Annotated in this window: 3 protein-coding genes and 1 pseudogene; 1 reads left to right on the forward strand and 3 read right to left on the reverse strand. The window is 60.4% G+C overall.

The window, feature by feature from the left end:
* Nucleotides 1-25: 25 nt before the first annotated feature.
* Nucleotides 26-1,414 carry a HAMP domain-containing sensor histidine kinase gene (locus tag IRZ24_RS17920; RefSeq protein WP_297167307.1) on the reverse strand — a complete coding sequence of 463 codons (1,389 nt, stop codon included), beginning with the start codon at nt 1,412-1,414 and terminating at the stop codon, nt 26-28.
* 95 nt (nt 1,415-1,509) lie between these two features.
* Nucleotides 1,510-2,238: a response regulator transcription factor gene (locus IRZ24_RS17925; protein ID WP_297167310.1), complete on the reverse strand. Its 729-nt coding sequence runs from the start codon at nt 2,236-2,238 to the stop codon at nt 1,510-1,512.
* A 386-nt stretch (nt 2,239-2,624) separates the two neighbouring features.
* On the opposite strand from IRZ24_RS17925, the gene IRZ24_RS17930 reads away from it, so the two are divergent.
* On the forward strand, nt 2,625-3,317 hold the full coding sequence (locus tag IRZ24_RS17930; RefSeq protein ID WP_297167313.1) for a hypothetical protein: 693 nt from the start codon (nt 2,625-2,627) through the stop codon (nt 3,315-3,317).
* Between the two features lie 175 nt (nt 3,318-3,492).
* On the opposite strand, the pseudogene IRZ24_RS17935 reads toward IRZ24_RS17930, so the two are convergent.
* A pseudogene (locus IRZ24_RS17935) lies at nt 3,493-3,797 on the reverse strand (acyl-CoA synthetase); the annotation flags it as partial.

The following is a 3,797-nucleotide window of genomic DNA, read 5'->3' on the forward strand; positions in this document are numbered from 1 at the left end:
TAGTGGTGTATTCGAGATAGTTATTCTAGCGGTAATGGTTGCGGGGCAGGGCCTGGGTGGGGATGCCGCTGCCGGTATCGGTAACCGCTACAACGATCGACTGTTCCTGCTGGACAGCGTCAATAACGACCATGCCACCTGCCGGCGTGTGGCGTAGGGCGTTGTCGCAGAGGTTCGAGAAGACACGTGTGAGCATATCGGGGTCGGCCTGGACGGGCGGCAGGTTGTAGTCGATGGTATTGCACGGTTCGACGTTGGCACGCTCAAATTCGGGGGCGAGGACGGCCAGCACTTCATCGACCAGGACGGCCAGGCGCACTGGCCGGCGCTGGAGTTGGAGGGCACCGGCCTCCATTTTGGCCATCATGTGCAGGTCCCTGACGAGACGGCGCAGGCGCAGGGTCTCGCGCACAATGATGCGTCCTGTGGCCTCATAGTCTTCGCGACTGCGGTTGACGCCATCGATGAGTGACTCGCCGAGGCCAGCGATGGCGGTCAGAGGGGTGGCCAGGTCATGCGTGATGTTCATGATCAGTTCGCGCCGCCATAGCTCTTGTTTGCGCAGCTCCTCAACATCGCGCTGCAGTTGGGCAGCCATTTCATTGAAGTTGTGGGCCAGTTCGCCCAATTCTCCTTTGGCGCTGGTCTCGACGCGTACGTCATAGTGGCCAGCAGCGAGCTGGCGCGTGGCACCTGTCAGCTTGGCTAAAGGGCGGGTAATGGTGCGTGAAAAGAAGATTGCCGCCAGGGCGGCAATGACGGCTACCACGATGGAGGCGATCAGGACAGAGCGGCTCAGGGTCGCGACGAGCGGGGGCATGGTGCCCTCGAGCGCATCGCGTGAGGTGACAAAGAGAACGCCCACGACCGGACCGCTTTGGGCGTCACCTCCGTAGAAGATGGGCGTAACGACAAAGGGACGCGCCGAGCCGGGCGGTCCGCTATCGCCAATGTCGGCGACGGTCTGCTGACCACGTGTGCCCTGGGTGAGCGCCGCCCGTACACGGGTATAGTTGATCTTGAGGTCGGGGTCGGTCGAGGCTACCAGCACGGTGGCCAGGGTAGGCCGGCCACGGACGAGAGCCGGGTAGACCGGCTGTAGATGGGTGGCGGCCCGCGGTAGGTAAGCGTAGACGATGACCAGGGAGTCTTGTCCTTGGGCGCCGCGCACGATCGGAGCAAGGACATCGCTGGCGGCTTGCGCCAGCGTGCGCTGATGCTGCAGCATGTCGCCGCCGATGCGGCGGGCACTACTGCTGGCTAGCTCGCTCAGTTGCTGACGTTGATCCTGGCCATAGAAGTAGGCCACAGAGAGCACGATGATGAGTGCTAGCAGGGCTGTCGCCAGCAGGGCTACCAGCATGGAGCCGAGCGCCAGCCTCCAGCGAATGCTGTGCCACCAGTGCGTACGCATCGTTCTCGCATCCTTTTTTTATATCTCTGTAGCCTTTATATCTATGCCACCATCTACTATTAACTGTTCTATCTTCTCTGTAGAGGGCGCGGCCTTCAATTGGTCCCTTTAAGAAGGCCGGTGGCATCGAATTTGTAGCCAACGCGCCAGACGGTCTTGATGTAGCGCCGCTCGGGGTTGGTTTCGATCTTTTTGCGCAGGGCGCTGATATGGACGTCGATGATGTGGCCATCCCCCAGGTAGTCGTAGCCCCAGACTTTATTCATGAGCATCTCGCGCGTAAAGACGCGATCGGGCGAGCGCGCCAGGAGGGCCAGCAGATCGAACTCCGTAGGGGTGAGGGCCACTTCGCGCCCCTCAACTTCGACGCGCCGCGCCGGTAAGTCGATAGTGAGACCGGGGAAACGGAGGACTTCGCTTTCGCGCTTTCCCTGGTTTCCGTTGCCTTCGCCGCTGCCGCCGCTGACACGGCGCAGGATGGCACGCACACGACTGACTAGCTCGCGCGGGCTGAATGGCTTGACCAGGTAATCATCGGCCCCGAGGTCCAGACCACGAATGCGATCATCTTCATCGCCTCGCGCCGTCAGGATGAGAATGGGCGTGGAGGACCAGGACCGAATCCGACGGCAGACTTCGAAGCCGTCTAGCCCCGGCAGCATGATGTCGAGTATCACCAGATCGGGCCGCTCGCGTGCATGGAGGGCCAGCCCATCTGCGGCATCGTGGGCCGCGATCACGTTGTACCCGGCGTCTTTGAGGTACAGGTTGAGTAGATGGATGATTCCCTCTTCGTCTTCAATGATGAGGATTTTCTGGGCCATTGCTCGTTGTTGCACGCCCTCAGCAGCACCGCTGTCTTATTCCCGCGCCCAAGGCTGGCGGAAATACTCAGGTCGACGAGCTGCCGGAAGGCGCGACCTCCTGTCCGTTAGATAATACTACCACACGTCGCTCTTTCTGGCCGGCCCCGACCCTGGCTGTTGCTATCTCGCGCTCCAATCTTGAGCAAATCTTGAGCTTCTCGTTGAGGACTTCTTTATATCTGGGCGCTATGATACTCACGGCCAGGAAGAGCGAACGCTAGAGCAAGTCAAACGGTTGGGCGTTCGCTCCCCTCCCATAGGTTGTCTCTCTGTCTGGGAAAACAGGCTATGTAAAGGTTCTACTCTTGATTGATAGAGCGCGAAGAAAAAGGAGCGATGACGCTATGAAGCATATGAAAAAGGTCTTCTTCATCGCTGGTGGCGCTGTTCTGTTGCTGGTGTGTATGGTCTTTGGGGCCTTTTTTGCCCGACCGTTGCTGGCCAGCGCTACGGGTCAGAGCGGTAGCCCCCAGGCGACCGTGACGCCGGGCACGGGAGCCAGGACCGGGGCCTATTGCCAGCAATGGCTTCAGGATCTCGCGAACCGCTTGCATGTCTCGGTCGCGACGCTGCGTCAGGATAGCAGCGCTGCTCTCAGTGATGTGCTCGATCAGATGGTCAAGGATGGCAAGCTGACGCAGAGCGAGGCCACCGCGATCAAGCAGCGCCTGACGGCTCATCCAGGCTGCAGTGCTGTGCTCAAGGGGGCGACACGCCTGGCCATTCGTCAGCAGTTGAAGCCCTACCTGCCCGATTTAGAGAGCCAAATCGCTCAGGGTCTGCATTTGAGTGTCGATCAGCTCAAGTCACAGTTGCAGGCCGGTAAGACGCTCAAGCAGATTGCCGAGGCCCAGCACGTTTCGGCCAGCCAGTTGCATACGATTGTTCTGAACGCCATCGAGCATGAGGTTGATCGCGCGGCCCAGGCCGGTGCCATCACGCAGCAGCAGGCTAGCGCGATCAAGCAGTACCTGCAGAAGCATCTGGCGGTGATTACCAGGCTGGTCAATCGCCATTTCAAGTCTGGTACGCTCTAGCTCCTCCCCTGTCTCATGGTGCTGGCAAAGTAAAGCCAGCTAAACACGCGGGGTCGGCGCAGGCTATGGATGGACCTGCCCGGCCCCTTTTTTTACGGCGTTTTTGGTTGTGCCACCCCTCTGCCGGTCAGAGAAGGCCGGCTCTCGCCGGTGAAGGGCTGGCCGGGCGTAGCGGTCAGGCGCCTGATTGACCTGATTGACCGCTTTGGCCAAGTTTGCGATGGCGCTCCAGTTCGCGTAGTTCGACGCGACGGATCTTGCCGGAGATGGTCTTGGGGAGGGTTTCAACAAATTCGATCTCGCGCGGGTATTTGTAGGGCGCGGTGACACGGCGCACATGCTCCTGTAGCTCTTTGGCAAGCTCGGGCGAGGGGTTGTAGCCCGGGGCCAGTACGACGAAGGCTTTGACGATCTGACCCCGCACCTCATCGGGGCTGCCAACCACGGCCGACTCAGCGACGGCAGGATGCTCTTTGAGGG

It is taken from the genome of Thermogemmatispora sp. (assembly GCF_019683755.1).
Taxonomy (GTDB): domain Bacteria; phylum Chloroflexota; class Ktedonobacteria; order Ktedonobacterales; family Ktedonobacteraceae; genus Thermogemmatispora.

Bases quoted from the DNA above. Each gene is read 5' to 3' on its own strand.
- IRZ24_RS17920 (WP_297167307.1), bottom strand. From the start codon at position 1,414: ATGCGTACGCACTGGTGGCACAGCATTCGCTGGAGGCTGGCGCTCGGC.
- IRZ24_RS17925 (WP_297167310.1), bottom strand. From the start codon at position 2,238: ATGGCCCAGAAAATCCTCATCATTGAAGACGAAGAGGGAATCATCCAT.
- IRZ24_RS17930 (WP_297167313.1), top strand. From the start codon at position 2,625: ATGAAGCATATGAAAAAGGTCTTCTTCATCGCTGGTGGCGCTGTTCTG.